Origin of the sequence: Nonomuraea sp. NPDC048916 (assembly GCF_040649575.1) — a bacterium.
Taxonomy (GTDB): Bacteria; Actinomycetota; Actinomycetes; order Streptosporangiales; family Streptosporangiaceae; genus Nonomuraea.
In genome coordinates this window covers 127,675-152,869 of the sequence record NZ_JBEZFS010000008.1, presented here as the reverse complement: position 1 = coordinate 152,869, position 25,195 = coordinate 127,675, and the positions used below count along the sequence as shown (strand labels likewise).

At 72.0% G+C, this 25,195-nt stretch carries 23 protein-coding genes; 8 read left to right on the top strand and 15 right to left on the bottom strand.

Going from position 1 to position 25,195, the window contains the following annotated elements:
• The first annotated feature begins 18 nt into the window (after positions 1–18).
• From AB0C16_RS10445 to AB0C16_RS10435, 3 genes are read left to right on the top strand one after another with little or no spacing between them, the layout of a single operon-like run.
• Complete coding sequence (locus AB0C16_RS10445) at positions 19–273, top strand: hypothetical protein (protein WP_357681073.1); 255 nt, start codon at positions 19–21, stop codon at positions 271–273.
• Positions 270–911 (top strand): response regulator transcription factor, encoded by a 642-nt coding sequence (locus AB0C16_RS10440; protein ID WP_357681071.1) that lies wholly within the window; start codon positions 270–272, stop codon positions 909–911. The genes AB0C16_RS10445 and AB0C16_RS10440 overlap by 4 nt, the downstream gene beginning before the upstream one ends.
• A gap of 51 nt (positions 912–962) precedes the next feature.
• Positions 963–1,412 (top strand): pyridoxamine 5'-phosphate oxidase family protein, encoded by a 450-nt coding sequence (locus AB0C16_RS10435; RefSeq protein ID WP_357681069.1) that lies wholly within the window; start codon positions 963–965, stop codon positions 1,410–1,412.
• Here the strand turns inward: AB0C16_RS10435 and AB0C16_RS10430 are convergent.
• The gene (locus AB0C16_RS10430; protein WP_357681067.1) at positions 1,360–3,048 is read right to left on the bottom strand and encodes a GAF domain-containing protein; all 1,689 of its coding nucleotides are present in this window, start codon (positions 3,046–3,048) and stop codon (positions 1,360–1,362) included. The two genes, AB0C16_RS10435 and AB0C16_RS10430, sit on opposite strands and share 53 nt — an antisense overlap.
• 82 nt (positions 3,049–3,130) lie before the next feature.
• Positions 3,131–3,982: a universal stress protein gene (locus tag AB0C16_RS10425; protein WP_357681065.1), complete on the bottom strand. Its 852-nt coding sequence runs from the start codon at positions 3,980–3,982 to the stop codon at positions 3,131–3,133.
• A 126-nt stretch (positions 3,983–4,108) separates the two neighbouring features.
• On the opposite strand from AB0C16_RS10425, the gene AB0C16_RS10420 reads away from it, so the two are divergent.
• Positions 4,109–4,858, top strand: coding sequence for an HAD-IA family hydrolase (locus AB0C16_RS10420; protein ID WP_357681063.1), 750 nt, complete (start codon positions 4,109–4,111; stop codon positions 4,856–4,858).
• Positions 4,855–7,785 (top strand): pyridoxamine 5'-phosphate oxidase family protein, encoded by a 2,931-nt coding sequence (locus tag AB0C16_RS10415; RefSeq protein ID WP_357681061.1) that lies wholly within the window; start codon positions 4,855–4,857, stop codon positions 7,783–7,785. The genes AB0C16_RS10420 and AB0C16_RS10415 overlap by 4 nt, the downstream gene beginning before the upstream one ends.
• A 13-nt stretch (positions 7,786–7,798) precedes the next feature.
• Here the strand turns inward: AB0C16_RS10415 and AB0C16_RS10410 are convergent, their stop codons facing one another.
• Genes AB0C16_RS10410 through AB0C16_RS10390 form a run of 5 tightly spaced genes read right to left on the bottom strand, consistent with a single transcriptional unit; the run spans position 7,799 to position 11,577 of the window.
• Positions 7,799–8,341 (bottom strand): DUF1707 domain-containing protein, encoded by a 543-nt coding sequence (locus tag AB0C16_RS10410; RefSeq protein ID WP_357681059.1) that lies wholly within the window; start codon positions 8,339–8,341, stop codon positions 7,799–7,801.
• Positions 8,338–9,141 (bottom strand): ABC transporter permease, encoded by an 804-nt coding sequence (locus tag AB0C16_RS10405; protein WP_357681057.1) that lies wholly within the window; start codon positions 9,139–9,141, stop codon positions 8,338–8,340. Before AB0C16_RS10405 ends, AB0C16_RS10410 begins: the two co-directional genes overlap by 4 nt.
• Positions 9,138–10,103, bottom strand: a complete 966-nt coding sequence (locus tag AB0C16_RS10400; RefSeq protein WP_357681055.1) for an ATP-binding cassette domain-containing protein — start codon at positions 10,101–10,103, stop codon at positions 9,138–9,140. Before AB0C16_RS10400 ends, AB0C16_RS10405 begins: the two co-directional genes overlap by 4 nt.
• Before the next feature lie 17 nt (positions 10,104–10,120).
• Positions 10,121–11,029, bottom strand: coding sequence for a DUF4097 family beta strand repeat-containing protein (locus AB0C16_RS10395; RefSeq protein ID WP_357681053.1), 909 nt, complete (start codon positions 11,027–11,029; stop codon positions 10,121–10,123).
• Between the two features lie 32 nt (positions 11,030–11,061).
• On the bottom strand, positions 11,062–11,577 hold the full coding sequence (locus tag AB0C16_RS10390; RefSeq protein ID WP_357681051.1) for a toxin-antitoxin system HicB family antitoxin: 516 nt from the start codon (positions 11,575–11,577) through the stop codon (positions 11,062–11,064).
• Between the two features lie 45 nt (positions 11,578–11,622).
• Here AB0C16_RS10390 and AB0C16_RS10385 point away from each other — a divergent pair, with 45 nt between their 5' ends.
• Positions 11,623–11,880 carry an MBL fold metallo-hydrolase RNA specificity domain-containing protein gene (locus AB0C16_RS10385; RefSeq protein WP_357681049.1) on the top strand — a complete coding sequence of 86 codons (258 nt, stop codon included), beginning with the start codon at positions 11,623–11,625 and terminating at the stop codon, positions 11,878–11,880.
• Here AB0C16_RS10385 and AB0C16_RS10380 read toward each other — a convergent pair.
• The 4 genes from AB0C16_RS10380 to AB0C16_RS10365 form a co-directional block, all read right to left on the bottom strand.
• On the bottom strand, positions 11,804–14,260 hold the full coding sequence (locus tag AB0C16_RS10380) for a cation-transporting P-type ATPase (protein WP_357681047.1): 2,457 nt from the start codon (positions 14,258–14,260) through the stop codon (positions 11,804–11,806). The two genes, AB0C16_RS10385 and AB0C16_RS10380, sit on opposite strands and share 77 nt — an antisense overlap.
• Before the next feature lie 133 nt (positions 14,261–14,393).
• Complete coding sequence (locus AB0C16_RS10375) at positions 14,394–14,909, bottom strand: flavodoxin domain-containing protein (protein ID WP_357681045.1); 516 nt, start codon at positions 14,907–14,909, stop codon at positions 14,394–14,396.
• A gap of 20 nt (positions 14,910–14,929) precedes the next feature.
• The gene (locus tag AB0C16_RS10370; protein WP_357681043.1) at positions 14,930–15,397 is read right to left on the bottom strand and encodes a CBS domain-containing protein; all 468 of its coding nucleotides are present in this window, start codon (positions 15,395–15,397) and stop codon (positions 14,930–14,932) included.
• A complete protein-coding gene (locus tag AB0C16_RS10365; RefSeq protein ID WP_357681041.1) occupies positions 15,394–16,230 on the bottom strand; it encodes a universal stress protein in 837 nt (278 codons plus the stop codon). The genes AB0C16_RS10370 and AB0C16_RS10365 overlap by 4 nt, the downstream gene beginning before the upstream one ends.
• A 205-nt stretch (positions 16,231–16,435) precedes the next feature.
• On the opposite strand from AB0C16_RS10365, the gene AB0C16_RS10360 reads away from it, so the two are divergent.
• The gene (locus tag AB0C16_RS10360; RefSeq protein ID WP_357681039.1) at positions 16,436–16,777 is read left to right on the top strand and encodes a metalloregulator ArsR/SmtB family transcription factor; all 342 of its coding nucleotides are present in this window, start codon (positions 16,436–16,438) and stop codon (positions 16,775–16,777) included.
• Between the two features lie 68 nt (positions 16,778–16,845).
• Positions 16,846–18,465, top strand: coding sequence for a SulP family inorganic anion transporter (locus tag AB0C16_RS10355; protein WP_357681236.1), 1,620 nt, complete (start codon positions 16,846–16,848; stop codon positions 18,463–18,465).
• Positions 18,466–18,517: 52 nt separating this feature from the next.
• On the opposite strand, the gene narI is transcribed toward AB0C16_RS10355, so the two are convergent.
• The 4 genes from narI to AB0C16_RS10335 are packed head-to-tail and all read right to left on the bottom strand — an operon-like array spanning position 18,518 to position 25,177.
• Positions 18,518–19,252: a respiratory nitrate reductase subunit gamma gene (gene narI / locus AB0C16_RS10350; protein ID WP_357681037.1), complete on the bottom strand. Its 735-nt coding sequence runs from the start codon at positions 19,250–19,252 to the stop codon at positions 18,518–18,520.
• Complete coding sequence (gene narJ / locus AB0C16_RS10345; RefSeq protein ID WP_357681035.1) at positions 19,249–19,857, bottom strand: nitrate reductase molybdenum cofactor assembly chaperone; 609 nt, start codon at positions 19,855–19,857, stop codon at positions 19,249–19,251. The genes narI and narJ overlap by 4 nt, the downstream gene beginning before the upstream one ends.
• Positions 19,854–21,506, bottom strand: coding sequence for a nitrate reductase subunit beta (gene narH, locus AB0C16_RS10340; protein WP_357681033.1), 1,653 nt, complete (start codon positions 21,504–21,506; stop codon positions 19,854–19,856). The genes narJ and narH overlap by 4 nt, the downstream gene beginning before the upstream one ends.
• Positions 21,506–25,177: a nitrate reductase subunit alpha gene (locus AB0C16_RS10335; RefSeq protein WP_357681031.1), complete on the bottom strand. Its 3,672-nt coding sequence runs from the start codon at positions 25,175–25,177 to the stop codon at positions 21,506–21,508. Before AB0C16_RS10335 ends, narH begins: the two co-directional genes overlap by 1 nt.
• Between the last annotated feature and the right edge of the window lie 18 nt (positions 25,178–25,195).

Below are 25,195 nucleotides of genomic sequence, written 5' to 3'. Positions count from 1 at the left end.
AGCCGCTCGAGTGCTCCCTTGACCGACGCACTCGGCTGGCGCCGCAAGTTCGGGGTGATCGCACCGTCCACGAACACGATCGTCGAGCCCGACTTCCACCGGATGACCGTGCCGGGGGTCACCTCGCACTTCAGCCGGATCCCCATCAGAGATCAGAACATGCCCCCGCGCGAGAAGACCCCGCGACGAGAAGATCGGTGCGGTAAGCGGGCCCCACCGGGGACCTTCGTCCCTTCCGAGCAGTGCGCGATCCGAGATACGGTCAAAGCATGATTCGTGTGTTCCTGCTCGACGATCACGAGGTGGTGCGTCGAGGCGTGGCCGCCCTGCTCGGTTCGGAGGACGACATCGAGGTGATCGGCGAGGCGGGGACGGCGGAGTCCGCGATCGCCCGCATCCCGGCGCTGAAGCCGGACGTGGCGGTGCTGGACGTCCGGTTGCCCGACGGCAACGGCGTCGACGTCTGCCGCGAGGCGCGCTCCCGGCTGCCCGGGCTGGCCTGCCTGATGCTGACCTCGTTCGCCGACGACGACGCGCTGTTCGACGCGGTGATGGCGGGGGCCTCGGGCTACGTGCTCAAGCAGATCCACGGCTCCGACCTGGTGGGCGCCGTGCGCACGGTGGCCTCGGGCCAGTCCCTGCTCGATCCGCAGACCACGGCCGCCATGTTGCAGCGGCTGCGCGACCAGGCTGCCCGGCAGGATCCGCTGGCGGCGCTGTCAGACCAGGAGCGGCACATCCTCGACCTGATCGGTGAGGGGATGACCAACCGGCAGATCGGCGAGCGGCTGTTCCTGGCGGAGAAGACGGTCAAGAACTACGTGTCCAACCTGCTGGCCAAGCTCAACATGCAGCGCAGGACCCAGGCGGCCGCCCTGTCGGCGCGGCTGAGGGCAGATCGGCGCGAATAATGGGACCTTCGGCCCTGGGACGGCCCAGGGCCGAGCCGCGATCCTTGAGCTATGCAACTGGATTCGTCTGGCCTACGGGTTCTCAATCGTGAGGAGTGCCTGCGCCTGCTGTCGGCCACGCCCATCGGGAGGATCGTCTTCACCGACCGGGCTCTGCCCGCGGTGCAGCCCGTCACCTTCGCCCTGGACGGCGAGAACATCGTGATCCGCACCGGCGTCGGTTCCAAGCTGGCGGCGGCCACCCGGCACGCGGTGGTGGCGTTCGAGGTGGACGAGTTCGACACCGTGCTGCGCACCGGCTGGTCGGTGACCGCGGTGGGCAAGGCACGGGCGGTGCAGGACCCGGTCGAGATGGCCCGGCTGGCCGAGTTGCCGCTGACCGCGTGGGCTCCCGGCAGCCGTGACCACTACATCGTGGTCGAGGCCGAGCAGCTGACCGGCCGCATGATCACACGGGAACCTGCCAACGGAGCGTCGTCCCGCCTGCGTCAGGAGTGGTGACCTCGAAGGTGCCACCGAGCCCGGTGGCGCGTTCGTCCAGGTTGCGCAGCCCGCTGCGGCGTCCGCCCGCGGGCAGTCCCACGCCGTCGTCCCGGACGGTGAGCGTGAGGACCTCACCCGCCACCTCGACCGACACGTCCGCCCTGGCCGCCCTGGCGTGACGCACCACGTTGGACAGGGCCTCGCGCAGCACCGCCAGCAGATGCTCGGCGATGGGCGCGGGGACCCGGTTGTCGAGCTGGCCCTCCATCCTCAGCCCGGGCATGAAGCCCAGGTGGCCGCGGGCCGCCTCGACCAGCTCGACGATCTGCGCGCGCAGGCTGGGACCTCTGGCCTGGTGGGCGCCCTGCAGGGCGAAGATGGTCGAGCGGATCTGCCGGATCGTCTCGTCGAGCTCGTCGATCGCGTGCTGCAGCCGCCCCGACGCCTCGGGATGCTCGACCATCCGGACCGTGCTCATCAGCGTCATCGCGATCGCGAACAACCGCTGGATGACCACGTCGTGCAGGTCCTTGGCGATCCGGTCGCGGTCTTCGAGCAGGCCCAGGCGCTCGGCGTCCTTGCGAGCCGCGGCCAGCTCCAGCGCGATCGCGGCCTGACCGGCGAACGACTCCAGCATCCGCAGGTCGGCCACGCTGAACGGGAGCCGGCCGGACCTCTTGGCCAGGGCCAGCACGCCGCGCACGGTATGCGCGCCGCCGAGCGGCAGCAGCAGCTCGGGGCCGAAGCCCAGCTCGCGCAGCGGGGAGTCGGCGTCCGGCAGGTCACGCTCGGACATCGCCTCGGCCCGGGTGAACACCTGCCCGACCGCGGTGTCGGCCACCCCGAAGACCAGGCCGCTCACCTCGTCGGCGTGGTCGCCCTCGGCGAACTCCACCGCCAGCCACTCCCCTTGCCGATCGGGCAGCAGAACCTTGACCAGGTCGGCGTCGCTCATCTGCCGGGCCCGCCGGGCCATCATGGTGAGCACCTCGCTCCGGTCGGCGCCGGACAGCAGGCTGGTGGTCACCTCGGAGGAGGCCTGCAGCCACGTCTCGCGCCGCCGCGACTCCTCGAACAGCCGGGCGTTCTCGATGGCCACGCCGGCGGCGGTGGCCAGCGCGATGACGATCGCCTCGTCCTCCTCGTCGAACTCGCCGCCGCCGCGCTTCTCGGTCAGGTAGAGGTTGCCGAACACCTCGTCGCGCACTCGGACCGGGACGCCGAGGAAGGTGCCCATCGGGGGGTGCCCCGGCGGGAAGCCGTAGGACTCGGGATGGTCGGAGATGAGGCCGAGGCGCAGCGGCCGGGCGTCCTTGATCAGCAGACCGAGCAGGCCGAGACCGTGGGGCCAGTGCTCGATCTTGGCGATCTCCTCCTCGCTCAGCCCGACGGGGATGAACTGGACAAGGGTGTGCTCCTGACCGACCACGCCCAGCGCGCCGTAGGTGGCGTCGACCAGCTTGGTGGCGGTCTCCACGATGCGGCCGAGCACGGTCTCCAGGTCGAGATCGCTGCCCACCGAGACCACGGCCTCGAGCAACGAGTGCACCCGGTCCCGGGTGGCAAGCACGGCGTTCAGCCGGACCTGCAGCTCCGCCAGCAACTCATCGAGCCGCATGTTGGGCATCAGCGGGCGACGCTCGCCTTCCGTCATACGAGCAGTTTCGCATCAGCGGGCGGCGCCCGCCTACCCAGGTTCGTCTCCGGATCGCGCGGGAGGACTTTCTCCCCGGCGGCTACTCGTCGGCGGCCCGGACGACGGCGACCGGGCAGCGAGCGTGGTGCAGCACGCCCCGGCTGACCGAGCCGAGCAGGACCGACCCCATGGCGCCGCGCCCGTGGGAGCCCACCACCAGCAGGTCGGCCTTCTCCGACGCCTGGGTGAGCGCGTTGACCGGGTGCGCGGACTGCACGTCCTCGACGACCGTCACCTGCGGGTACTTCTCCTTGAACGGCTCCAGCCGGGCCGTGACCAGCTGGTGCTGCTCCTTGCGGACCTCGTCCAGGTCGTAAGGGAGGTCCGGCGCGAAGGCGTGCACCGGCAGTTGCCAGGCGTGCACCGTCCGCAGCGTGCTGCCCCGCAGCCTCGCCTGCTCGAAGGCGTACGCCAGAGCCGGCTCGCACTCAGGAGAGTCGTCGACGCCCACGGCGACCTCGCCGACCGTCGCCCGGCGCTCGCCGCGCACGACCACGACGGGGCAGCGCGTCTGCCCGGCGACATGGACGCTGACCGAGCCCAGCAGCGCCCCGGCGAACCCGCCCAGCCCACGGCTGCCGACCACGACCTCGGTGGCTTCCTTGGACTGTTCGCGCAGCACCACGGCGGCGGGCCCCTCGACCACCTCGGTCGTCACCTCGACCTCGGGCTGGCGCTCGTGGGCCAGCGCGACCGCCTCGGCCAGGAACCGCTGCCCGGCGCGCACCAGCGCGTCCGGCCAGTCATCGTTGGGGAACCTGGCGATCTGGTAGGGCGAGTGGTCCACCGCGTGCACGATCCGCAACGGCAGGTGCATACGGCAGGCGTCGTTCGCCGCCCACTCCACCGCCGCTCGCGAGGCCACCGAGCCGTCAACACCCACGATGATCATGATGTCTCCTCCTTCGTCACCACCATCGGACCTCTCCGCCACCACTTCGCTACAGGGCCGTAGGTCACATCAAGGCAGGCCCAAGGGCCATGTCTGCCCTGGCCACCTGTGGGTAGCGTCGTCCACATGGCCGTCATCGACCTCGCGACAGTTCGTGCTGTGATCTTCGACACAGACGGTGTGGTCACCGACACGGCGCGCGTGCACGCCGCCGCGTGGAAGCACGTCTTCGACGTCTTCCTGCGCTGCCGCTCCGCGCCGTTCGACATCCGTGACGACTACCTCGCCTACGTCGACGGGCGGCCCCGCCTGGACGGGGTGCGCACCTTCCTGGCCTCGCGCGGCATCTCCCTGCCCGAGGGAGGGCCGGACGACCGGCCGGGAGAGCCCACGGTGCACGGCCTCGGCCTGGCCAAGGACGCGCTGTTCGTCGAGCAGATCGAGCGGCACGGCGTGGCCGCGTTCCCCTCGACCGTGGTCCTGCTGCACGAGCTGCGGCGGCGCGGCTGCCGCACGGCCGTGGTGTCGGCGAGCAGGCACTGCCGCGCGATCGTCTCCTCGGCGGGGGTGCTGTGGCTGTTCGACGAGCTGGTCGACGGCGACGACTCCGCCCGGCTGGGCCTGCCCGGCAAGCCGGATCCGGCGCTCTTCCTGGAGGCCGCGCGGCGCCTGGGGCTGCCCGCCGGGGAGATGGCGGTCGTCGAGGACGCGCTGCCGGGCATCGAGGCCGGGCAGAGGGGCGGTTTCGGGCTCGTCGTCGCGGTCGACCGTTCGGGAACCCAGGCGGCGGCGATGCTCCGCGCCGGCGCCCGGTTCGTCGTGACCGACCTGGCCGAGCTGTCCGTCAGCGGCCGCGTCCCCGTGAGCCGTCCGTGAACCCGTGGGCCCTGGTCTTCGAGGGCTTCGACCCGGCCGCCGAAGGGCTCCGAGAGGCGCTGTGCACGCTGGGCAACGGCCGGTTCGCCACGCGGGGGGCGACGCCCGACAGCGGCGTGCGGACCCCCGGCACCTACGCCGCGGGCTGCTACGACCGCCTCGACTCCACGGTCGCCGGGCGGGTGCTGTCCAACGAGGACATGGTCAACCTGCCCGACTGGCTGCCGCTGACCTTCGCCACGCCCGATTCGGAGTGGTTCCGCCCGGAGACGGCCGACCTGCTCGACTACCGGCACGAGCTCGACCTGCGCCACGGGGTGCTGCTGCGCTCGCTGCGCTGGCGTGACGGGTCGGGCCGGATCAGCCGGGTACGGCAGCGGCGCCTGGTGTCCATGTCCGACCCCCGCCTGGCCGCGCTCGAGACCGAGTTCACCCCGGAGAACTGGTCGGGCCCGATGCGGGTGCGGACCGTGCTGAACGGCCGGGTGCGCAACCAGGGCGTCGCCCGCTACCACGACCTGCGCGGCGACCACCTGACCAAGCACGTCACCGGCATCGAGGACGACCTGGCCTGGCTGACCGCCACCACCCGCTCCTCCGGCATCACGGTCGCCCTGGCGGCCCGCACCGACACCGTCTTCCCCGCCCGCGAGGCGACCCGCGAGCCCGACCGGATCACCGCGGAGCACCGGCTCGACCTCCTCGAGGGCGAGCCGGTGACGCTGTCCAAGGTCGTCGCCCTGGTGACCTCGCGCGACGCCGCGATCAGCGACGCCCGCTCCGCCGCGGTGCGGGCCGTACGGCTGGCGCCGGGCTTCGACACGCTGCTGGCCCGGCACAGGATCGCCTGGGACCACCTGTGGGAGCGCGCCAGGCTCGACGTCGACGGGCCGGAGACCTCGCAGATCGTCCACCTGCACGTCTTCCACCTGCTGCAGACGCTCTCCCCGCACACGGCCGACCTCGACGTGGGCGTGCCCGCGCGTGGCCTGCACGGCGAGGCCTACCGCGGGCACGTGTTCTGGGACGAGCTGTTCGTGATGCCCTGGCTGAACCTCCGCTTTCCTGACATCTCCCTCGGCCTGCTGCGCTACCGGTGGCGGCGGCTGCCCGAGGCCAGGGCCGCGGCCCGCGCCGCCGGGTTCGCCGGCGCGATGTTCCCCTGGCAGAGCGCGAGCGACGGCACCGAGCAGACCCAGACCCTGCACCTCAACCCCGAATCCGGGCGCTGGCTGCCCGACCACTCCCACCTGCAGCGGCACGTCGGCCTGGCCGTCGCCTACAACGTCTGGCAGCACTACCTGGCGACCGGCACGATGCGGCCGTGGTGCGCGGAGCTGCTGATCGACATCGCCAGGTTCTTCGCCTCGCTGGCCGAGCCGGACCCCGAGTCGGGCCGGTACGAGATCCGCGGCGTCATGGGCCCCGACGAATATCACGACGCCTATCCGGGAACCGGCTCCCCCGGCCTCGACAACAACGCCTACACCAACGTGATGACCGTGTGGCTGCTGCTGCGCGCCGCCGAGACCCTGGAGCTGTTCCCCGAGTTCCGGGGCACCGCCGAGGAGGCGGCCCGCTGGCACGACATCACCCGCCGGATGCGGGTCGACTTCCACGACGGCGTGATCAGCCAGTTCTCCGGCTACGACGACCTGAAGGAGCTCGACTGGGAGCGCTACGGCGGCGTGCGGCGCCTCGACCGGGCGCTGGAGGCCGACGGCGACGACGTCAACCGCTACAAGGCGTCCAAGCAGGCCGACACGCTGATGTTGTTCTACCTGCTGACCACCGACGAGCTGCTGGCGCTGCTCCTGCGGCTGGGCTATCCGAGCAGGCCCGGCCTGATCACCCGGACGATCCACTACTACCTCGACCGCACCAGCCACGGCTCCACCCTGAGCGCCCTGGTGCACGCCTGGGTGCTCGCCCGATCGGACCGCGCCGGATCCTGGCAGTTCTTCCACGAGGCCCTCATCAGCGACATCCAGGACGTCCAGCACGGCACCACCGCCGAAGGCGTCCACCTCGGCGCCATGGCGGGCACGCTCGACCTGCTGCAGCGCTGCTACCTGGGCATGGAGCTGCGCCGCGACGGGCTGCACCTCAACCCGGTGCTGCCCGACCGGCTGGGCACGATGTCGCTGGCCATCCGCTATCACGGCGCCCAGTTCTTCGTCGACGCCGACCACGAGAGCGCGTGGATCAACGACAGCATGCTCAGGTGTGGAACGAGCCGCACCTTCACGAGCGCTCAAGGGGGCACCACCATGGCCGCGACAGGCGACCTCGGACGCCGCATCATCCACCATCGCGAACGCCTCGGCCTGACCCGTGAGCAACTGGCCGAGCGCACCGGCATGGCCGCCGGCTACGTCAAGTACCTGGAGGAGAATCCCGAGACACTCGGCACGGGCGCCCTGGGGCGGCTCGCGGCCGCCCTGGAGACGACCGTCGAGAACCTGCTCGGCGGCGGTCTCGACCGGCCACCGGGACGCGGCCCGGCGACGGCCCATCCCACGCTGGAGGCCCTCGACCGTGACGAGTGCCTGCGCCTGGTCGCGCCCGGCGGCGTCGGCCGGGTGGCCTTCAGCGGCCTGCACGGGCCCACCGTGCTGCCGGTCAACTACCGGCTGCACGAGGGCGCGATCGTCTTCCGCACGGCCCACGGCGGCCCGATGGACCGCGACCTGCGCACCGGCGTGGAAGGCATGGACATCAAGATCGGCTTCGAGGTCGACCGGATCGACGAGGCCAAGCGCGAAGGCTGGAGCGTCCTCATCCAGGGCCCGGCCCACCATGTGCCGCCCGACGAGGTCGACCAGGTGGCCGGCTCCGACGTCACCCCGTGGGCGGGCGGCGAACGCGAGCTGTACATCCGTATCGTCCCGCACCGGATCACCGGCCGCCGCATCCACGGGCTCTGACGGCTGTGCTGAATCATGTGCGCGAGTTGCGGATGGTCAGGCGGCCGTAGGCGAGCTCTCCGGTGATGTGAACGTGCAGCTTGCCGGGACGTCGATGGTCCGCTGCCTTGCAGGTCACGCTGCCCCATTCGGTTCGCGCCCCGTCGGCGTTCGCGCTGGCGCCGGCGGGCAGGATGATCGCCGCGGAGCCGTACGTGAGCCAAAGCTCGATGTCGACCTCGGGATGTCGGATGAGAGCTTGGGACAGGTCGAGCCGCACTTTGCCGTATTCGGAGTCGATCCGTAGCAGGCGCGGGACCCGCCAGTCGCCGTCTCTCCTGATGCGTCCGCTTCTGGGCGTCAGGTGGACCATGTCGATCGTCAAGTCGGAGATCACCGCGAGCAGGTTGTCGTGAGAGTGCGCGGTGAGCGCCAGTTCGAGTCGCCGTTCCAGCTCACTGGCGCTGAGGCGTCCGTCGGCGAAGCCGTCCTGCAGCAGGTGGACGGCCTTGTCGCGATCGTCGTCGGAGACTCGCGCCTGTGGTGCCACGCCCACCGCCGCTTCGCGCGAGATCATTGGCTGACGGCTCTCTTGTACAGCCGCGTGGCCAGCGGCACGAACACGACCAGGAGCACGAGCGACCACAGTATCGACGCCGGCACCGCGTGCTGCAGCGGCCAGGCGCTGGGCACGGGCATGGCCGGGCTGGTGTTGCCGAACAGCTCGCGCGTGCCCTGGATGAGCGTGGAGATCGGGCTCCATTCGGCGATCACCTTCAGTGGCCCGGGCAAGCGCGCACTGTCGACGAAGGCGTTGGACAGGAAGACCAGCGGAAGCGACACGAGGGTGGCCACGTTGTTGAACACCTCGGGCGTGCGCAGGGCCAGCGCGACCGTCGCCGTCACCCAGGAGAAGGCGTACGCGAACAGCAGCAGCACCAGGAATCCCAGGGCCGCTTCGAGCGGCGAGGTGTGGATGCGCCATCCGACGAGCAGCCCGACGAGCGCCATGGTCACGATGCTGGTCACATTCGTGATCAGGTCGCTGAAGGTCTGGCCGGTCAGCACCGCCGAGGGTGACATCGGCAGGGTGCGGAACCGGTCGAAGATGCCCTTCTGCAGGTCCTGTGTGAGGGTGTATCCGGTGATTTGCGCGCTGGTGGTGATCGTCATGACGAAGATGCCGGGGAGCAGGTATTCCGTGTATGACATGCCGGGCAGTTCGATCATGCTGCCGAAGACGTAGGCGAACAGCAGCACGAACACGATCGGCAGCAGGACCACGCCGCCGAGCAGGTCGGGTGCTCGCTTGACCTTCAACGCGTTGCGCTTGGTGATCGTCATGCCGTCGGCGAGTGCCATCTGCAGGGTGTTCATCGCACGGTCTCCTTGATCTTCTCGTCGGCCTCGTGTCCCGTGAGGGTCAGGAACACGTCGTCCAGGGTCGGCCGGCGCAGTCCGGCATCGCGTACGGTGATCCGCTCGGCGGTCAGGTGGCCGAGGGCCGCGGTCAGCGCGGCTGCGCCGCCGGTGACCGGGATCGTCACCTGGAGGGCGGTGGCATCGGTCTGCATGTCCCCGACGGCCATCGGCGCCAGCGTCCGCCTGGCGGTCTCCAGGTCCGCCGCGCTCGTCACCGACAGCTCGATCCGGTCGCCGCCCACCTGGTCCTTGAGTTCGTCGACGGTGCCGAGCGCGATCACGTGGCCGTGGTCGACCACCGCGATGCGGTCGGCCAGCCGGTCGGCCTCCTCCATGTACTGGGTGGTGAGCAGCACCGTCGTGCCCGCCGTGACGAGCTCGGCGATGACGTCCCACAGGCCCGCGCGGGCCCGGGGGTCGAGGCCGGTCGTAGGCTCGTCGAGGAACAGCACCGGCGGGTTGGCGACCAGCGCGCCGGCCAGGTCGAGGCGGCGTCGCATGCCGCCGGAGTAGCCCTGCACCGGGCGGTCGCCGGCCTCCGCAAGGCTGAAGCGCTCCAGCAACTCGCGGGCACGCCGCTTGGCGCGCTTGACGCCCAGGTGGTAGAGGCGGCCGACCATTTCCAGGTTCTCGGCGCCGGTGAGGTGATCGTCGACGGCGGCGTACTGGCCGGAGGCGCCGATGTGCGCGCGCAGCCGGTGCGCTTCGCGTACGACGTCGAACCCGGCCACCCTGGCGTGCCCGGCGTCCGGCTTCAGTAATGTGGTCAAGATCCGCACGGTGGTCGTCTTGCCGGCTCCGTTCGGGCCGAGCAGCCCGAACACCGTCCCTTCGGGAACGGTCAGCTCCATCCCGTCGAGGGCCACCACGTCGCCGTACTTCTTGACCAAGCCCTCGGCCACGATCGCGTCTGGCATGGGAATCTCCTTGGTTGTCAGGAACGATGAATGACGATGTCGCCGTAGACGGTGTGCGCCCGGACCTCGACGACCTGGTCGGACTGGCCGGGGTCGTCGCTGGGGTCCAGGGAGACGTCCACGGTGCCGTACTTCGAGCTCAGGTCCAGCCACGCGGCGCTGCCCTCCCGGATCCCGAGTTCCAGCCCGCCGCCGGTGGTCTCCATGACGACCGAGCCGGACACCACCTCGCCGATCCGGACGCTGCCGTAGGCGGTCTTGGCGGCGACGCCGGCCAGGGCGCGATCGACGGTGCTGTCGCCATGGGCGGAGTTCAGCCGCAGCTCACCGGTCACCTCGCGCAGGCGGACGTCGCCGTGTGAGGTCTTGACCACTGCCGTGCCGTCGATCAAGCCGATGCGGATGTTGCCGTTGGTCGTGGTCACCTCGGCGTGCCCGGCCGCGCGGGTGACCGAGATGTCGCCATGGGTGGAGCTCAGCCGCAGCCGGCCGGCCTGCTCGACCTGGATGTCGCCGTAGGAGGTGGTGGAGCTCACCTCGCCGAGCGCACCCCGGCAGCGGAGGCTCGCCGCCGTCTTGGCGTCGACGCGGGAGCCCGCCGGAAGCTCGACCATCACCTCGACCGAGCCGCCCCCGCCGAGCAGCAGCGAACGCGCCCAGTTCGCGGGCGACTCCACCAGCTTGTCGAACGAGAGACCCCAACCCGACGTCGAAGCGCCCCGGTCCTTGGCCGCCCGCACCAGGAGCCTGCCGTCGGCGTACTCGATCTGGGTGTGCTCGGCGGCGTGCACGTCGGCGTCGTCGAACTCGTCGCTCGGGCGGACCTCGATGACGGTGTCGGCGCGGCCACTCGCGTTGATCCGGACGTTGGCGGTCGCCAGGTCGATGACGGCGAGAATAGGTTCTGGGGTATCGAAAGTCGGCATCGCACTCCCCTCCTCATGTGTGGGCGTGGTCATCAGCGCACCCAGCCGCTGTAGCGATTGCCGGACTGCTGGGTCGCGCCCCGGCCGGCAGCGCCCGGGGCGAGTCCGGCGGCGACGGCGCGGACCAGCCAGGCGTTGACCGACAACCCGTCCCGGGCGGCTGCCTCCTCGATGCGCGGCTTGAGGTGCTCGGGAACCCGGAGCGAGATCCGGGACGTCCCGCCCTCGTCGGCATCCGGGGGTGGCGGCGGGGCGGGCGGCCTCTCGAACCGCTCGACCTCGCCCTCCCCCTCGAACGGCCGGCCGGTCGGTGGTGTCACGACGAAACCGGGGTCGCGTCCGCGCAGGCGCACCTCGACCGAGCCCGGCGCGAGGTCCCGGGTGATCTCGTCCGCGGCGGCGGACAGAGCTTCCAGCAGAACGAGCCGGGTGGCCGACCCGAGCGTCGCGGCGAGGCGCTCGGCCAGCGCGCGAGCTTCCTCGCCACTCGCCCCGGCGGCGATGGCGAGTTCGCGGCGGAGGTGATCGACATACGGCGCAAGGTCCATGACGTCACTATGACATCATCATGACGTCATCGCAATCCCGATGCGATGCCAAAGGTGATGTCACGCAGGCGTCACCAGAGCGGCGGCGTTTCCGGTTATCTGGCGCGGATCGCGGAGGGCAGCCGTCGGCGGCCTGGCCCCATCGTGACGTACATCGTGCATGGCGAGCCCGACGCGGCGGAGGCGCTGCGCGCCCGCATCCGCGGCGGGCTCGGCTGGCACGCGGTCACACCGGCTCCCGGCGGGCGCGTCCCGCTCCGAGCCGGTGCAGCGCTCGTACCGCGTCGCAGAGCAGCGGCGTGAGCAGCGCGGCGGCCCCGGCCATCGCCCAGCCCAGCGGCGGGACCGGCGCGAGCGCCAGGAACGCGCCGAGTGCCGGCACCAGCGTCACCAGCGCCTGCAGGGCGGCGGCGCCCGCGACGGCGAGCAGCACCGCCCGGCCATGCCACCAGCCGCGCTCGAAGGTCCACCGCCGGGCCCTGGCCACGTAGGCCAGGGTCAGCCGGGCGAAGACGAGGGCGAGCACGGCCTGGGTCCGGACCTGCGCCTCGTCCCAGCCAAGCCGCCGGGCGACCTCCACCGCGGCGAAGACCAGCAGCCCGACGATCAGCGAGCGGATCCCGATGCGGGCCAGCACGGCGCCGGACAGCAGCCCGTCGCGGCGCGGCCTGGCGGTCAGCGGGTCGCCGGCCGGCCGGTCGACGCCCAGGGCGATGGCCGGGATGCCGTCGAGCACCAGGTTGATCCAGAGCAGCTGCACCGGCAGCAACGGGATGACCAGGTCGGGCCAGGCGAACAGGCCCACGAGCACGAGGAAGATCTCGGCCAGGTTGCCGGCCAGCAGGTAGCCGATCATGGATTCGACGTTGTGGTGCAGCCGGCGGCCCTGCCGCACCCCGGTGACGATGGTGCCCAGCTCGCCGTTGGTGACCACCACGGCGGCGGCCTCCCTGGCCACGTCCGTGCCCTCGTCGCCGGCCATGGCGATGCCGACGTCGGCGTGGCGCAGCGCGGGCGCGTCGTTGACGCCGTCGCCGGTCATCGCGACGACCTCGCCGCCCGAGCGCAGCGACCGGACCAGGTCCAGCTTGGTCGCCGGGTCGACGCGGGCCAGCACGTTCGCCTCGCGCAGCCGTTGCTCGCGGTCCCGCCCGTCCAGCGCGTCCCCGGTCACCACCGGGTCGGGTTCGATGCCGACCTGCTCGGCCACGGCCCGGGCGGTGTCGGCGTGGTCGCCGGTCACCATGATCACCCGGATGCCGCCCCGCCGGCAGTCGGCGACGGCCTGCCGCGCCGACTCGCGGATCTCGTCGCTCAGCGCCAGCAGGGCGACCGGCCGCAGCCCGGTCGCGTCGAGGTCGCCGGTGTCCCCCTCGGCCAGCGCCAGCACGCGCAACCCTCTGCCGGCCAGCTCTGTCACGGCCCGCTGCAGCCGGTCGGCGTCCGGGCCGGGGGCGCACCGGGCCAGCACCACCTCGGGCGCGCCCTTCACGGTCAGCACCGGCCCGTCGGTGACGACCGCCATCGAGCGCACGTCGGCGTCGAAGGGCCTGGTCGCCAGCCTGGCCTCGCCCGGAACGGGCAGCGCCCCGTGGCGGGCGGCCGCGGCCAGCAGGGCCACGTCCACCGCGTCGCCGACGCCGTCGCGGGCGTCGTTGCAGCGTACGGCGGCCCGCCAGACGTCCGCGCCCGGCACCGTGACCTGGTCGGCGACGGCCAGCCGGCCGGTGGTCAGGGTGCCGGTCTTGTCCGAGGCGATCACGGTGGTGGCGCCGAGCGCCTGGATGGCCGACAGCCGCCGGACGATGACGCCGCGCCGGGCCATCCGCTGTGAGCCGAGCGCCAGGGCGGTGGTGACCGCGGCCGCCATGCTCTCCGGCACCGCCGCGATGGCCAGCGCCACCCCGGCCAGCGCCAGGTCGAGCGGCTCGATGCCGCCCCGGGCCAGCCCGAGCGCCACCATCACCACGCCCGCCGCGACGGCCAGCACGCCGATGCGCTTGGAGACGGCGGCCAGCTCCACCTCCAGCGGCCCCTTGACCTTGCCGTGCAGGGCGGAGGCGATGCGGCCCATCTCGGTGGCGGCGCCGGTGTGCTCCACCATCGCCACGCCCGAGCCGTGCACCACCATGCTCCCGGAGAACAGCTGCCCGTCGCGATCTCCCAGCGGCCCCCGCGTCGCGCCCTCCGCCCGTTTGCTCGCCGAGCTCGACTCTCCCGTCAGCATGGACTCGTTCACGGCCAGCGAGACCGCCTCCACCACCTGGGCGTCGGCGGGCACCCGGTCTCCGGCCGCCACCTCGATCACGTCGCCGGGCACCACCTCGGCGGCCGGGATCCGCCGCACGACGCCGCCGCGGCGGACCTTGGCCATCGGCGCCGACAGCGTCCGCAGGGCGCGTACGGCCTGCTCGGCCTTGACCTCCTGGCTGACGCCGATGACCACGTTCACCGCCAGGATGGCCATGATGGCCACGCCCTCGGGCACCTCGCCCAGCACCACCAACGTGACCAGGCCGGCGACCAGCAGCAGGATCGACAGCGGATCGGCGAGCTGACGGGCCGCCCTGAGCGGGATCGACGGCTGTTTCGGCTCGGGTAACCGGTTCGGCCCGTGCTCGGCCAGCAGACGGGCGGCCTCGTCGTCGCCGAGCCCCGGCCGGACATGCGTGATCGCGTCCATGCCTCCATCAGATCATCCGCGGCACCCGGGCCGCGGCGGCCGAAAGCCCGCTGTCCGGTGGGACCTTGGTCCCACCGTCAGGCCGCCGGCGAGAAAGCCCACGGCGGTGTCAGCTTGGGGGTCAGCTTGGGGGTCAGCTTGTGGGGACCGCGAATCGGCCGGCGAGGGTCTCGCCCCAGCGGCGGGCGCGGTCCAGTTCGCCCTCCACGAGCGGGCCCTGGGAGTCGGTGACGAAGAAGCTCTGGGCGGGGGCGATGAGCGGCAGGCCGAGGCGGCGCAGCCGTTTGGCGGCGGCGCGGGCGGCCGAGCCGGGCAGGTGCGGCTTGGCGACGCGGGTGTCGAAGGTGGCGGCGGGTGTGCCGCGCGCCACCCGCAGGGCGGCCAGCCATTCGCGGATGCCGCGGCCCCGCGACACCAGGGATCCCTGGGCCTGCTCGGCGGCGGACTTGCGGGTGGACTCCCGGCTCATGCTGAAGGCGTGCGTGGGGCCGCCGACCACCAGCAGCGCCACCTCCTCCGGCGGGGACGCGGGCGCGTCGGCGACTTCGACGATCTCGGCCCTCATCGCCGTGGCGACCCCTTTCGCCACGGCTTCCGCGACCTGCTTGGTGTTGCCGTACATGGACTCGTAGACGATCAGTGCGTACATGTCACACCTCTTCTGTCGTGTCAGCTCTTCGTCGGCAGGACGGGCTCCAGGTGGAACATTCCGGTGACCACCTCGCCCGGCTCCTCCTTGAGGTTGATCCGGCCGGCCACGGCGGCCAGCACGTCGCGGGCGGTGATCAGCCCGACCAGGCCGCCCCGGGTGACCACGGGCACCGCGTCGCAGCCGGAGTCGACCATGACGGCCGCGACCCGGGCCAGCGGGGTGTCCGGACCGACGCGCGGCCGGGGCTCGCGTCCCAGCAGGGAGCGGACCTGGCGGTCCGACTGCTGCTGCGGCCCGCCGGACCAGGTGGCGGCCACGTCCTCGCGGGTGAGGACGCCCACCACGCGGGTTCCCTCGATGACCGGCAGGTGGTGCACGTCGGCCCGGCGCATCAGCTCCCAGGCCATCAGCGGCGACTCCTCCGCTCTGATCGCCACCAGGACCCGGCTCATCACCTGCCGTGCGGTCAGGGTCTCGATGTTCATGACGCCTCCTCGCGCGGCCGGACCACTGCCACCGGGCAGCTCACGTGGTGCAGCACGCCGTGGCTGACCGAGCCGAGCACCGCCGAGGCGAACCCGCCCAGACCGCGCGAGCCGACCACGACGAGGTCGGCCGTGGTGGCGGCCTTGATGAGCGCGGACACGGGGTGCTCGCAGTCCTGTTCGTCGGTGATCAGGATGTCGGGGTTGTCCTCTCGCCAGGGGATCAGGCGTTCGCGGGCGGCCTGGGCCTGGTGCTGGAAGGCCTGCTGCAGCAGGTCGCCGTAGGCGGCGGCGTAGGGCGAGTAGATCGGCAGCTGCCAGGCGGAGACGACGTGCAGCTGCGCGTCGCGGCTGCGGGCCTGCTCGATGGCGTACGCCATGGCCGCCCGGGACGGCTCGGACCCGTCGTAGCCGACGACGATGCGGCCGTGCAGCACCACGGCGGGTCCGCGCACGATCACGACGGGTCCGGCGGCGTGCCCGGCGACGGTCATGCCGATCGAGCCGAGCACCATCCCGGCGAAGCCGCCGCGGCCTCTGCTGCCGAGCACCACGCTGTCGGCGGTCGCGGACTCGGCGACGAGCGCGCCGGCCACTCCCCCGTGCAGCAGTTCGGTGCTCTGCTCGACGCCGGGCGCCAGGTCGCGGGCGTGTCCGGCGGCCGTCTCCAGGGTCTGGGCGCAGTGCTCGGTCGCGCCGTCGCCGTGCCACGGTTCGCACACGTGCACGATGCGCAGGGGCAGCCCCCTGTGCCGCGCGTCGGCGGCGGCCCACTCCAGCGCCGCGGTCGCCGGCGCGGAGCCGTCGACGCCCACCACGATCGGTCCGGCCATCACGATCTCCTTCACTGGTCGGCCTCTCTACCCTTCACCTTTCCGGAATGGACGTCCGGAATCCGGAGGACGAAGTCCCCGGACCGGGTGCCCTTGGTCCCTATCGATTTGCGAACATTCGCAATTGACTACATAGTTGAGTTGTCATCTCGGTGGGAGGCGACGAATCCGCCCGGACGGGCCCGACCAGAAAGCGGAGGCCCGCGTGCCGGTTCCCCTGTACCAGGCGAAAGCCGAGTTCTTCCGGATGCTGGGGCACCCGGTCCGCATTCGGGTGCTGGAGCAGTTGCAGGACGGCCCGGTGCCGGTGCGCGACCTGCTGGCGGCGATCGACGTCGAGCCGCCCAACCTGTCGCAGCATCTGGCGGTGCTGCGGCGCTCGGGCATCGTCCTGTCGACCCGCGAGGGCTCCAGCGTCGTCTACCAGCTGGCCGGCGGCGACGTGGCCGACCTGATGCGCGCCGCCCGCCGGATCCTGACCGCCATGCTCACCGACCAGCACGACCTGCTCGAAGAGCTGCGCTCGTCGGAGGTCGGCGCTCCGTGAGCGGGTTGCTCCACCGGGTCCGCGACTCGGTCGGTTCGCTGCTGCCCGCCCGGAGCGACCTGGCCGCGATGCGCCGCCGCCCGCGCCGCGACCTGCTGGCCGGGCTGACGGTCGCGATCGTGGCGCTGCCGCTGGCGCTCGGCTTCGGCGTCTCCTCGGGGCTGGGCGCGGAGGCGGGGCTGGCCACCGCGATCGTCGCGGGCGCCGTCGCCGCCGTGTTCGGCGGCTCCAACCTGCAGGTGTCCGGTCCCACCGGGGCCATGACCGTGGTGCTGGTGCCGATCGTCGCCCAGTACGGCCCCGGGGGCGTGCTGACGGTCGGCCTGATGGCCGGCGTCATCCTGCTGGCCCTGGCCGTGGCCCGGGTTGGGCGTTACATGCGTTACGTCCCCGCGCCCGTGGTGGAGGGCTTCACCCTGGGCATCGCCTGCGTGATCGCCCTGCAGCAGGTCCCCTCCGCCCTGGGCGTGCCCAAGCCGGAGGGCGACAAGGCGGTGGCCGTGGCCTGGCAGGCGGTGCTGGACTTCGCCCGGACGCCCGACTGGACGGCGATCGCGCTGGCCGTGGCGGTGGCCGCGATCATGCTGGCCGGAGCCCGACTGCGGCCGACCGTGCCGTTCTCCATCCTCGCCGTGATCGCGGCGACCATCGCGGTACGGCTGCTCGACCTGGACGCGACCCCGATCGGCGCCCTGCCGCCGGGCCTGCCCGCCCCCTCGCTGGCCTTCCTCGACCCCGCCGCGATCGGCACACTGCTGACCCCCGCCATCGCGGTGGCGGCGCTGGCCGCGCTGGAGTCGCTGCTGTCGGCGTCCGTGGCCGACGGCATGACCGTGGGCGAGCGGCACGACCCCGACCGCGAGCTGTTCGGCCAGGGCCTGGCCAACATCGCCGCGCCGCTGTTCGGCGGCGTCCCGGCGACCGCCGCGATCGCCCGCACCGCGGTCAACGTCCGCAGCGGCGCCTCCTCCCGGCTGGCCTCGCTGACCCACGCCGCCGTGCTGGCCGCCATCGTCTACGCCGCCGCGCCGCTGGTGGCCCACATCCCGCTGGCCGCGCTGGCGGGTGTCCTGCTGGCCACCGCGATCCGGATGGTCGAGGTCGGCTCGCTGCGCGCGATCGCCCGCGCCACCCGCTCCGACGCCCTGGTGCTGGCCCTGACCGCGGTGGCCACGGTGGCCCTCGACCTGGTCTACGCGGTCATCATCGGCCTGGTCATCGCCGGCGCGCTGGCCCTGCGGGCCGTGGCCGGGCAGGCCCGGCTGGACCAGGTCGACTTCAAGCCCGATCTGCCCGGCGAGCACAGCGACGAGGAGCACGCGCTGCTCGCCGAGCACATCGTCGCCTACCGGATCGACGGCCCGCTGTTCTTCGCCGCCGCCCACCGCTTCCTGCTGGAGCTGTCGGAGGTCGCCGACGTGCGCGTGGTCATCCTGCGGATGTCCCGCGTGACCACCGTGGACGCCACCGGAGCGCTCGTGCTCAAGGACGCCGTCGACAGGCTGGACCGCCGCGGCATCCTCGTGCTCGTCTCCGGCCTGCGGCCCGGCCAGCGGCCGGTGTTCGACTCGGTCGGGGCCCTGGACCGGATCGGCGGCCGGCACTCCGGCACCCCCGAGGCCATCCAGCACGCCCGCGCGCACCTGCAGCGCGCCGGCGTGCTGCCCCACGCGCCCGCCCCGGCCTGACCCCGATCGATCAGAGCCCATCGAGCAGGGCCCATCGATCAGAGCCCATCGATCAGGGCCGGTCCTCCGGCGCCCAGCCGCGCCCCGGAGAGCGGCTTCCCACCCGGTCCTCCCGGCTGCGGTAGACGATGTAGGGGCGCGTGAGGTAGCCGAGCGGCGCGGTCAGCATGTGCACCAGCCGGGTGAAGGGCCAGATCGCGAAGAGGACGAGCGCGCTGAACGCGTGGGCCTGGAAGAGCGGCGGCGCTCCGGCCATGAGCTCGGCCTTCGGCTGGAAGGCGAAGACCGACCGGAACCAGGGCGAGATGGTGGAGCGGTAGTCGTAGCCGCCGCCGATGATGTTGGCGGCGACGGTCGCGGCCAGGCCCAGCACGATGACCAGCGCGAGGACCGCGTACATGAGCTTGTCGTTGCGGGTGGTGGCGGTGAAGACGGGGCCCACGGTGCGGCGGCGGTAGATCAGGATGACGAGCCCGGCCAGCGTGCACACGCCCGCGACGGTGCCGAGCACGACGGCCACCAGGTGGTATGCGTCCTCGGTGACGCCCACCGCCTCCGTCCAGGACTTCGGGATCACCAGGCCGCCGACGTGGCCGAGGATCACCACCAGGATGCCGAAGTGGAACAGCGGGCTGCCGACGCGCAGCAGTCGCGACTCGTACATCTGCGAGGAGCGCGTGGTCCAGCCGAACTTGTCGTAGCGGTAGCGCCACAGGTGGCCGAGCACGAACACCGTGAGGGCCACGTAGGGGGCCACCACCCATAGGAGCAGGTCCAGCGCGTTCATCGGGCGTCTCCGGGCATCGAGAAGGGTTCCAGGCCGACCTCTTCGGCGGGCGGCCCCTCGGCCGCCAGCCGGGCCGCGGCGGCGCGTTCGCGCGCGGTCGGCGGCGGCAGGGTGGCCAGGACGGCGGCGACGACGTCCTGGTAGGGCGAGCGCTCCTGCCGCAGCGCCTCCAGCAGCGTCTCCAGGCCCGGCCGGTGCTCGCGCAGCAGCCGCGTGGCCGGCTCGGTCGCGCCGCGGCCGGACAGCTCGCAGACGGCGGCCAGGTGGTCGGGCAGCTCGCCGTCGGCGAGCTCGAACCCGGCGGCGCGGAAGGCGTGCTTGAAGCGCAGCAGCGCCATCCCCCGCTTGCGGGTGTCGCCGTAGGCGTAGTAGCTGAGATACAGGCAGCAGCGGCGCTTGAGGTCGAAGGTCGCCACGTAGTGCTCGGCCAGGTCCGCGACCGGGGTGACCGCCAGGTGGTCGAGGAAGGCGGCCAGGCGCTCCGCGGGCTCGCCCGCGGGGAGGCCGGCCACGGTCTCGGCCAGCAGCGGCAGCGCCTCGACCAGCCGTTCGTCGGGATAGCCGAGCAGCACCGAGGCCGTGAGGTGCACGGCACGCTCGCTCATGAGTTCTCCTCGCGCTTGGGGAACAGGCCCTCGGGGATCCCCTTGCCGTCCCAGTTGAGCAGGTTGACGCGGCCGGAGCGGTCGGCGGGATCGATCAGGGCGCCGCTCCCCTGGCGGTCCTTGAGCGCGTGGAAGTTCTCCACCGCCACGGGCGCGGGCACGCCGCTGGCCTCGCCGAACGGGCCGCCCATGCCGGGGCCGCCCTCGTAGTCGAGGCTGCATCCGGTGAACGACTCCTCCAGCTCCCCGGCCTGCTCGGCGTGCGCCTTGGGGATCACGTAACGCTCGGCGTAGGGGGCCAGGGCCAGCAGCCGGTGCATGCCCTCGACCTGCTCGCCGGTCAGCCCGGCCGAGGCGGCGATGCTCTCGTCGGGGCTCTGGCCGAGGTTGAGGCGGCGCATGTAGGAGCGCATGGCGGCCAGGCGGCGCAGCGAGGCCCGCACCGGCTCGGGATCGCCGGCCGTGAACAGCTCGGCCAGGTACTCGACCGGGATGCGCAGGGCGTCGATCGCGCCGAACAGGTTGCCGGTGTCCTCGCCGTCGTGTCCGGTGCCGGTCAGGGCGTCGACCATGGGCGACAGCGGCGGGATGTACCAGACCATCGGCATCGTGCGGTATTCGGGATGCAGCGGGAGCGCGACGCCGTACTCGAAGATCAGCTTGTGGATGGGTGACCGGCGCGCCGCCTCCAGCCAGTCCTCGGGGATGCCCGAGGCGCGCGCGCCCGCGATCACCTCGGGATCGTGCGGGTCCAGCAGCACGCTCTTCTGCGCCTCGAACAGATCCTTCTCGTCGGGCACCGAGGCCGCCTCCATGACGCGGTCGGCGTCGTACAGGATCAGGCCGATGTAGCGCAGCCGGCCCACGCAGGTCTCCGAGCAGACGGTCGGGATGCCCACCTCGACCCGGGGATAGCAGAAGGTGCACTTCTCGGCCTTGCCGGTGCGGTGGTTGAAGTACACCTTCTTGTACGGGCAGCCGGTCACGCACATCCGCCAGCCGCGGCAGCGGTCCTGGTCGACCAGGACGATGCCGTCCTCGGAGCGCTTGTACATCGCGCCGGAGGGGCAGGAGGCCACGCACGACGGGTTGAGGCAGTGCTCGCAGATGCGCGGCAGGTAGAACATGAACGACTGCTCGAACTCCAGCTTCACCTGGTCCGACAGCTTGCGCAGCACCGGGTCGGCGGAGGCCAGTTGCGGGGCGCCGGCGAGGTTGTCATCCCAGTTGGCACTCCAGGTGATCTTCGTGGGCAGGCCGCTGATGAGCGACCTGGGCCGGGCGACCGGGGTGTCCTCGGTGGCGGGGGCCGAGAAGAGCCGGTCGTAGTCGTAGGTCCACGGCTCGTAGTAGTCGCCGATGGACGGCATGAGCGGGTTGGCGAAGATGGTGAGCAGCTTGCGCAGCCGCCCGCCGGCGCGCAGCCGCAGCCGGCCGCGGCTGTTCAGCTCCCAGCCGCCCTTCCATTTCTTCTGGTCCTGGTAGGTGCGGGGGTAGCCCTGCCCGGGACGGGTCTCGACGTTGTTGAACCAGACGTACTCGGTGCCGGACCGGTTGGTCCACGCCTGCTTGCAGGTGACCGAACAGGTGTGGCAGCCGATGCACTTGTCCAGGTTCATCACCATGGCGAGCTGGCCCATGACTCTCATCAGTAGTCGACCTCCTGGGAACGGCGCCGGATGACGGTGACCTCGTCGCGCTGGTTTCCCGTGGGTCCGAGGTAGTTGAAGGCGAACGACAGCTGGGCGTAGCCGCCGATCAGGTGGGTGGGCTTGACCAGCAGGCGGGTGAGCGAGTTGTGGATGCCGCCGCGCCGCCCGGACGCCTCGGTCTTGGGCACGTCCACGACGCGTTCCTGCGCGTGGTACATGTACACGGTGCCCTCGGGCATGCGGTGCGAGACGACCGCGCGGGCGACGACCACCCCGTTGCGGTTGACCGCCTCGATCCAGTCGTTGTCGGCGATGCCCGCCTTGCCGGCGTCGGCCGGGCTCATCCAGATGGTCGGGCCGCCGCGCGACAGGGTGAGCATGAGCAGGTTGTCCTGATATTCGGAGTGGATGGACCACTTGGAGTGCGGAGTGAGGTAGCGCACCGTGATCCCCTCCGCGCCCATCTCCCCGATGTTCGGCTCGCCGAACATCGCGGTCATGTTCAGCGGTGGCCGGTAGACCGGCAACGCCTCACCCGCCTCCTGCATCCAGTCGTGGTCGAGGTAGAAGTGCTGGCGGCCGGTGAGGGTGTGCCAGGGTTTGCGGTGCTCGACGTTGATGGTGAACGCCGAGTAGCGCCGCCCGTCCGTCTCGCTGCCCGACCACTCGGGCGAGGTGATCACCGGCACCGGCCGGGCCTGCGTGTCGGCGAACGTGATGCGCCGGTGCTCGTCGGCCAGCCCGTCGAAGGACGTCCCGGTACGGCGGGCCAGCGTGGCGAAGCCCTGGGCGGCCAGGTGGCCGTTGGTGGTGCCCGACAGGGCCAGGATGGCCTCGCACATGGCGATGTCGGTCGCCAGTGACGGCCGCCCGTCCGCCGTGGTGCCGTTGGTCCGGCGCAGTCGTTCGACCTCGGCGGCCACGTCGAAGGTGAGGCCCTTGGTGGTCGCGCCCAGCCGTTCGGCCAGCGGCCCGAGCGAGGCCATCTTGGCGGCGATGGCACCGTAGTCGCGTTCGACGGTGACGAGTTTCGGGAAGTCGATCCCTGGTGTCGGCGGCGTGCCCGTGCTGCGCCAGTCGTGCACCCGTCCGTGCGGGGTGGCGAGCTCGTCGGGCGTGTCGTGCAGCAGCGGCACGGCCACCACGTCCGTGCGGGTGCCGAGGTGGGTCTCGGCCAGCGCGCTGAAGGCCGCCGCGATGGCGTGGAAGGCCGCGAAGTCGGTACGGGTCTGCCAGGGCGGGTCGATCGCCGGGGAGAAGGCGTGCACGAACGGGTGCATGTCGGTGGAGGACAGGTCGTGCTTCTCGTACCAGGTGGCGGCCGGCAGCACGATGTCGGAGAACAGCGTGGTGGAGGTCATCCGGAAGTCCAGCGACAGCAGCAGGTCGAGCTTGCCCCTCGGCGCCTCCTCCGGCCAGGCGAGGCTCTCCGGCCGCCGCTCCGGCCCCGCCTCCTCGGCCCGCACCGAGGAGTCGGTGCCCAGCAGGTGGCGCAGGAAGTACTCGTTGCCCTTGGCCGACGAGCCGAGCAGGTTGGCCCGCCACACGGTCAGCACCCGGGGCCAGTTCCGCGGCGCGTCGGGGTCCTCGCAGGCCCAGCCGAGCTCGCCGGAGGAGACCCGCTCGGCGATGTACGGACCGATCTCGCGCCCGGCGGCGGTGGCCTCGTCGGCCAGGTCGAGCGGGTTGCGGTCGAACGTCGGGTAGGACGGCATCCAGCCCAGCCGCGCCGACTGCGACAGCAGGTCCGCGGTGGCCTTGCCGGCGAACGCGCCCCCGCCGAGCGGGGAGGAGACGACGTCGGCGGAGTAGGTGTCGTAGCGCCACTGGTCGGTGTGCAGGTACCAGTAGGCGGTGCCGATCATCTGCCGGGGCGGGCGCGACCAGTCCAGGCCGCCGGCCAGCTGTGCCCAGCCGGTGACCGGCCGGCACTTCTCCTGGCCGACGTAGTGCGCCCAGCCGCCGCCGTTGACGCCCTGGCAGCCGGTCAGCGCGGTCAGCGCCAGGAAGGAGCGGTAGATCGTGTCGGAGTGGAACCAGTGGTTGGTCCCCGCGCCCATGATGATCATGGAGCGGCCGCGGGACTCCTCGGCGTTGCGGGCCCACTCCCTGGCGATGCGGATCGCCTTGGCCGCCGGCACCGAGGTGACGCGCTCCTGCCAGGCCGGGGTGTACGGCTCGGTCTCGTCGTCGTAGCCGGACGGCCACCTGCCCGGCAGTCCCTCGCGGGCCACGCCGTACTGGGCGAGCATCAGGTCGTACACGGTGGTGACCAGGTGGCCGCCGATCCGCCGCACCGGGACCCCGCGCTCCAGCACGCCGCCGCCGTCCGCCCCGCCGCCCACCCCGCCGTCCGCCCCGTCGAAGCGGGGCAGCGCGACCGCCACCGCCTCGCCGCCGTAGACCGTCAGGGCCGGGTCGAGGTCGCCCAGGTCGAGGTTCCAGCGGCCCTGCCCCTGCTCGGCGAAGCGGAAGCCGAGCGAGCCGTTGGGCACCGCCGGCTCACCGGTCCGGGTGTCCAGCATGACCGTCTTGAACGCCTCCTCCTTGCCCTCCCGGCCGAGGTCGGCCGCGGTGAGGAACTTGTCCGGCACGTACGAGCCGCCCTCGTGCTCGCGCAGCCGCACCAGGAAGGGCAGGTCGGTGTACCGCTTGACGTAGTCGGTGAAGTAGGGGGTCTGGCGGTCGGCGAAGAACTCCTTGAGGATCACCTGGCCCATCGCCATGGCCAGCGCGCCGTCGGTGCCCGGATGCGGGGCCAGCCACTCGTCGGCGAACTTGGCGGCGTCGCTGTAGTCCGGCGAGAGCACCACGACCTTCTGGCCCCGGTAGCGGGCCTCGGCCATGTAGTGCGCGTCGGGGGTGCGGGTCACCGGCACGTTCGAGCCCCACAGCATGAGGTAGGCCGCGTCCCACCAGTCCGCCGACTCCGGGACGTCGGTCTGGTCGCCGAACACCTGCGGGGAGGCCACCGGCAGGTCGGCGTACCAGTCGTAGAACGACAGCATCGCCCCGCCGATCAGCGAGACGAAGCGGGAGCCGGCGGCGTGCGAGGCCATCGACATGGCCGGGATCGGCGAGAAGCCCGCCACCCGGTCGGGGCCGTACTCCTTGATGGTGTGCACGTGCGCCGCCGCGATGATCTCGGTCGCCTCGTCCCAGGTGATGCGGACCAGGCCGCCCTTGCCGCGGGCCGACTGGTAGCGGCGCCGCTTGACCGGGTCGGCGGTGATCTCGGCCCAGGCCGCGACCGGGTCGCCCAGCCTGGCCCTGGCCTCCCGGTACATCTCCACCAGCACGCCCCGGGCGTACGGGAAACGCACCCGGGTGGGCGAGTAGGTGTACCAGGAGAAGGCGGCTCCCCGCGGGCAGCCGCGCGGCTCGTACTCCGGCCGGTCACCGCCCACGCTGGGATAGTCGGTCTGCTGGGCCTCCCAGGTGATCACGCCGTCCTTGACGTACACCTTCCAGGAGCAGGAGCCGGTGCAGTTGACGCCGTGGGTGGAGCGCACCACCTTGTCGTGGCTCCACCGGTCCCGGTAGAAGGCGTCGCCCTGCCGGCCGCCGATCTGGTGCAGGGTGCGCAGGTCGGTGGAGACCTGGCCAGGGCGAAGGTGCCGGCCCAGTTGGAGCAAGGCGTCGCTGACCGGTCCATCCATGCCCGACATATGTGTTCCTCTTTCCCA

Bases quoted from the DNA above. Each gene is read 5' to 3' on its own strand.
- AB0C16_RS10440 (WP_357681071.1), top strand. From the start codon at position 270: ATGATTCGTGTGTTCCTGCTCGACGATCACGAGGTGGTGCGTCGAGGC.
- AB0C16_RS10435 (WP_357681069.1), top strand. From the start codon at position 963: ATGCAACTGGATTCGTCTGGCCTACGGGTTCTCAATCGTGAGGAGTGC.
- AB0C16_RS10430 (WP_357681067.1), bottom strand. From the start codon at position 3,048: ATGACGGAAGGCGAGCGTCGCCCGCTGATGCCCAACATGCGGCTCGAT.
- AB0C16_RS10425 (WP_357681065.1), bottom strand. From the start codon at position 3,982: ATGATCATCGTGGGTGTTGACGGCTCGGTGGCCTCGCGAGCGGCGGTG.
- AB0C16_RS10420 (WP_357681063.1), top strand. From the start codon at position 4,109: ATGGCCGTCATCGACCTCGCGACAGTTCGTGCTGTGATCTTCGACACA.
- AB0C16_RS10410 (WP_357681059.1), bottom strand. From the start codon at position 8,341: ATGATCTCGCGCGAAGCGGCGGTGGGCGTGGCACCACAGGCGCGAGTC.
- AB0C16_RS10405 (WP_357681057.1), bottom strand. From the start codon at position 9,141: ATGAACACCCTGCAGATGGCACTCGCCGACGGCATGACGATCACCAAG.
- AB0C16_RS10400 (WP_357681055.1), bottom strand. From the start codon at position 10,103: ATGCCAGACGCGATCGTGGCCGAGGGCTTGGTCAAGAAGTACGGCGAC.
- AB0C16_RS10395 (WP_357681053.1), bottom strand. From the start codon at position 11,029: ATGCCGACTTTCGATACCCCAGAACCTATTCTCGCCGTCATCGACCTG.
- AB0C16_RS10390 (WP_357681051.1), bottom strand. From the start codon at position 11,577: ATGGACCTTGCGCCGTATGTCGATCACCTCCGCCGCGAACTCGCCATC.
- AB0C16_RS10385 (WP_357681049.1), top strand. From the start codon at position 11,623: ATGCCAAAGGTGATGTCACGCAGGCGTCACCAGAGCGGCGGCGTTTCC.
- AB0C16_RS10380 (WP_357681047.1), bottom strand. From the start codon at position 14,260: ATGGACGCGATCACGCATGTCCGGCCGGGGCTCGGCGACGACGAGGCC.
- AB0C16_RS10375 (WP_357681045.1), bottom strand. From the start codon at position 14,909: ATGTACGCACTGATCGTCTACGAGTCCATGTACGGCAACACCAAGCAG.
- AB0C16_RS10370 (WP_357681043.1), bottom strand. From the start codon at position 15,397: ATGAACATCGAGACCCTGACCGCACGGCAGGTGATGAGCCGGGTCCTG.
- AB0C16_RS10365 (WP_357681041.1), bottom strand. From the start codon at position 16,230: ATGGCCGGACCGATCGTGGTGGGCGTCGACGGCTCCGCGCCGGCGACC.
- AB0C16_RS10355 (WP_357681236.1), top strand. From the start codon at position 16,846: ATGCGCCGCCGCCCGCGCCGCGACCTGCTGGCCGGGCTGACGGTCGCG.
- narI (WP_357681037.1), bottom strand. From the start codon at position 19,252: ATGAACGCGCTGGACCTGCTCCTATGGGTGGTGGCCCCCTACGTGGCC.
- narJ (WP_357681035.1), bottom strand. From the start codon at position 19,857: ATGAGCGAGCGTGCCGTGCACCTCACGGCCTCGGTGCTGCTCGGCTAT.
- narH (WP_357681033.1), bottom strand. From the start codon at position 21,506: ATGAGAGTCATGGGCCAGCTCGCCATGGTGATGAACCTGGACAAGTGC.
- AB0C16_RS10335 (WP_357681031.1), bottom strand. From the start codon at position 25,177: ATGTCGGGCATGGATGGACCGGTCAGCGACGCCTTGCTCCAACTGGGC.